Here is a 3,930-nt window from a genome sequence, read left to right as displayed (position 1 = left end):
GGCCTGCCTGGGCTACAGCGCCGACCTGGTGATGCAGAGCTTCTGCCACACCGCGGCCTACCCGAAGCCGGTCGACGTGAAGATGCACCACGAGCTGCCGGAGTTCATCAGCACGCGCGGCGGCATCTCGCTGCGCCCGGGTGACGGCGTGATCCACAGCTGGCTGAACCGTTTCCTGCTGCCCGACACCGTGGGCACCGGCGGCGACAGCCACACCCGTTTCCCGATCGGCATCAGCTTCCCGGCGGGCTCGGGCCTGGTCGCGTTCGCCGCGGCCACCGGCGTGATGCCGCTGGACATGCCGGAGAGCGTGCTGGTGCGCTTCAAGGGCACGATGCAGCCGGGCGTCACGCTGCGCGACCTGGTCAACGCGATCCCGCTGTACGCGATCAAGCAGGGGTTGCTGACGGTCGAGAAGAAGGGCAAGAAGAACATCTTCTCGGGCCGCATCCTCGAGATCGAGGGGCTGCCCGACCTGAAGGTGGAGCAGGCCTTCGAGCTGAGCGATGCGTCGGCCGAGCGTTCGGCGGCCGGCTGCACGGTGCACCTGAACAAGGAACCGATCATCGAGTACATCAACAGCAACATCTCGCTGATGAAGTGGATGATCGCGCAGGGCTACTCCGATGCACGCACGCTGGAGCGCCGCATTGCCGCGCAAGAGGCCTGGCTCGCGAACCYGCAGCTGCTGAAGGGCGATGCCGATGCCGACTACGCGGCGGTGATCGAGATCGACCTGGCCGACGTGCACGAGCCGATCGTGGCCTGCCCGAACGACCCGGACGACGTGAAGACGCTGGCCGAGGTGTCGGGCGCGAAGATCGACGAGGTGTTCATCGGTTCGTGCATGACGAACATCGGCCACTTCCGTGCGGCGAGCAAGCTGCTCGAGGGCAAGCGCGACATCCCGGTGAAGCTGTGGGTGGCGCCGCCGACCAAGATGGATGCGCACCAGCTGACCGAGGAAGGCCACTATGGCGTGCTCGGCACGGCGGGCGCTCGCATGGAGATGCCGGGCTGCAGCCTGTGCATGGGCAACCAGGCGCAGGTGAAGGAAGGCGCGACGGTGTTCTCGACGAGCACGCGCAATTTCCCGAACCGGCTGGGCAAGAACAGCAATGTCTACCTCGGCTCGGCCGAGCTGGCGTCGATCTGCTCGAAGCTCGGTCGCATTCCGACGAAGGACGAGTACATGGCTGACATGGGGGTGCTGACGGCGGCCTCCGACAAGGTCTACCAGTACCTGAACTTCGACCGGATCAAGGAATATTCGGAAGCTTGATGGTTGATTTGGGCTTGGCCTCCCTCCGCGCGAAAGGCGCGGGTGGGGAGGCTGTGGCGCGCCTTGGCGCTGGGGGCGACTTCTTCGTGGAGTCGGCCCGCCAGGGCCGACCGCCGAGGCTGAGCCCCCAGCCCATCCCCTCACCCGCCGCGACGCGCCGCAGCGGAATCAGTCACGCTCCGGTGCAATCTCGGTGGCGTAGTCGACCAGTGCACCCAGGATGTCCTGGGCGCGTTCGTCCTCGGCCAGCGCTTCGGATTCCTGCAACGCATCAATGCGGTCGAAGAAGGCCTGCAGCGTCAGCGCCCCACCCGCCCCGTCGTGCAGCTTGTGCACCCGGTGCTCCAGCCACTGCGCCTGCTCGGCCTCGCTGAGCGTCTCCGGGAAATTGCGGGCCCGGTAACGGAAGAGGATCTCGGCCAGCCGCGGGTCCGCAAACGCCGGTCGCTTGTCGGCCAGCTGCTGCGGCGACAACCCGCGCAGCCGCTGCAGCGCCTTGCGATCTTCATTGCCGACGAAGCCGCCGTACAAATCCTCGTCGACGTCCGGCTTCGCACTCGGCGCCGGCCGCTCGAACACCGCCGGCCACATGCCGGCCAGCAGATGGCCCTGCTTCGCGGCCACCTCCGCATGCGCCAGCGCGCGCGGCACGTCGACGCCCCACTTCGCCGCCACCGCATCGCTCAGCGTCTTCAGATTGCCGATCACCATCGGTGACTTGTTGATGTGGATCGTCTTGATCGGCAGCCGCGCCACGCCCTCGGGCAGGTCGTCGGCCTTGCTGAACATGCGCAGCCGGATCGTCTCGACATCCAGCGTGAACAATTCCGCCGGGTCGCTCGCCAGGTCCCACACGATCACTTCATTCTTGTTGCTCGGGTGCGGCGCCAGCGGCCACACCAGCGCCATGCAGCCGCGCTCCACGCCGTACATGCCCGAGATGTGCAGGAACGGCCGCCCCACCCCCATCTCCTGGATCACCTCGTCCTTCCTGCGCAGCTTCAGTGCGAAATCCCACAGCCGCGGCTGGCGCGACTTGATCAGCTTCGCCAGCGCGATCGTCGCCCGCACGTCCGACAACGCATCGTGCGCCGCATCGTGCGCCAGGCCGTTCGCCGCCGTCAGGTGCTCCAGCTTGAACGACGGCCGGCCGTCCTCGTGCGTCGGCCAGGTGATGCCCTCCGGCCGCAGCGCCCAGGTCAGCCGCACCACGTCGAGCAGGTCCCAGCGCCCGCACTGGTTCTGCCACTCGCGCGCGTAAGGGTCGATCAGGTTGCGCCAGAACAGGTGGCGCGTCACCTCGTCGTCGAAACGGATCGTGTTGTAGCCCACGCCCACCGTGCCGGGCTGCGCCAGCTGCGCCTCGATCGCATCGGCGAACTCGTGCTCCGGCACGCCGCGCTCCAGGCAGGTCTGCGGAAGGATGCCGGTCAGCAGGCACGACTCCGGATCGGGCAAGTAGTCCGGCGTCGGCCGGCAGTACACCATCAGCTCGCCGCCCGCCACCTCGTTCAGCTCGGCATCGGTGCGGATGCCGGCGAACTGCGCCGGCCGGTCATGGCGCGGCACGCGGCCGAAGGTTTCGTAGTCGTGCCAGAGGAACGTGAAATCGGTCATGGCGCGCAATCTACCAGCACCGGCCAAAACCAGACGGATTGCGCGAACAGCACCGTATCCGCGCTTCATTTGCACCTTAAGGGTTCGTCACATGTATCCGATATTCCCGTTTGACTGGGTCCGGTTTGGAGCAGGTGCACGCACACCAGCCGACCCCGCAAACGAATACCACTCAAAGGACGCCCTTCATGGCCAGCATCATTCAGTTCCTGACGACCGCTCAGATCGCCGGCTTGTCGACGAAGTCCATTGCCGGGCTGACGACCGAGGACTGGGCCGCCTTCAACACGGCGCAGTTCCAGGCACTGACGACCAGCCAGGTCGCCGCGATCCCGTCGACCAACGTCTCCGCGATCGGCACCGCCGAACTCGCCGTGATGGAAACGCAGGACCTGCGCGCCCTCAGCTCGGCCACGCTGCGCGCCCTGAACTCCGACCAGCTGGGCGCCTTCGGCTCCGACCAGTTCGCCGCGCTGACCACCGCCCAGGTCGCCGCGCTGACGACGCTGCAGATCTCGCAGCTCGGCACCGACGACCTGAACGCGCTGACGACCAACCAGTTCGCCGCGCTGACCACCGCGCAGGCTGCGGCACTGACCTCCGACCAGATCCCGACGCTCGAATCGTCGGACCTGCGCTCGCTGAGCTCGGCCGCGATCCGCAACCTGTCGACCGCGCAGATCGATGCGCTGACCTCCGACCAGATGGGCCAGCTGACCACCTCGCAGGTGTCGGCGATGACGACCGCCCAGCTGGCCAACCTGGTCACCGACGACCTGAACGCGATGAACACCGCGCAGTTCGCCGCGCTGTCCACCGCCCAGGTCGTCGCCCTGACCCCGACGCAGATCGCCGGCCTGCAGTCCGATGACCTGCGCGCGCTGACCACCGCGCAATACGCCGCGCTGACGACCGCCCAGGTCGCCGCGCTGACCACCGACCAGTTGCCCAACCTCGAATCCGCCGACCTGCGTGCGATCTCGACGGCCGCGCTGCGCCAGCTCAATTCCGACCAGCTCGGCTCGCTGACC

General features: G+C 67.3%; 2 protein-coding genes and 1 pseudogene. 2 read left to right on the top strand and 1 reads right to left on the bottom strand.

The window, feature by feature from the left end:
- Positions 1-1,282, top strand: a 1,282-nt coding sequence (locus AC1D12_RS30675; protein ID WP_477844999.1) for a bifunctional aconitate hydratase 2/2-methylisocitrate dehydratase, incomplete at its 5' end; no start/stop codon positions are given.
- A gap of 168 nt (positions 1,283-1,450) precedes the next feature.
- Here the strand turns inward: AC1D12_RS30675 and sbcB are convergent.
- On the bottom strand, positions 1,451-2,899 hold the full coding sequence (sbcB, locus tag AC1D12_RS30670) for an exodeoxyribonuclease I (protein WP_477844998.1): 1,449 nt from the start codon (positions 2,897-2,899) through the stop codon (positions 1,451-1,453).
- A gap of 188 nt (positions 2,900-3,087) precedes the next feature.
- Here sbcB and AC1D12_RS30665 point away from each other — a divergent pair.
- Positions 3,088-3,930, top strand: a pseudogene (locus AC1D12_RS30665) (heme utilization protein); the annotation flags it as partial.

Source organism: Rhizobacter sp. P1_G5, from assembly GCF_056405435.1.
The sequence above is the reverse complement of the archived record's forward strand: the minus strand, read 5'-3'. Positions and strand labels throughout refer to the sequence as shown.

Bases quoted from the DNA above. Each gene is read 5' to 3' on its own strand.
- sbcB (WP_477844998.1), bottom strand. From the start codon at position 2,899: ATGACCGATTTCACGTTCCTCTGGCACGACTACGAAACCTTCGGCCGC.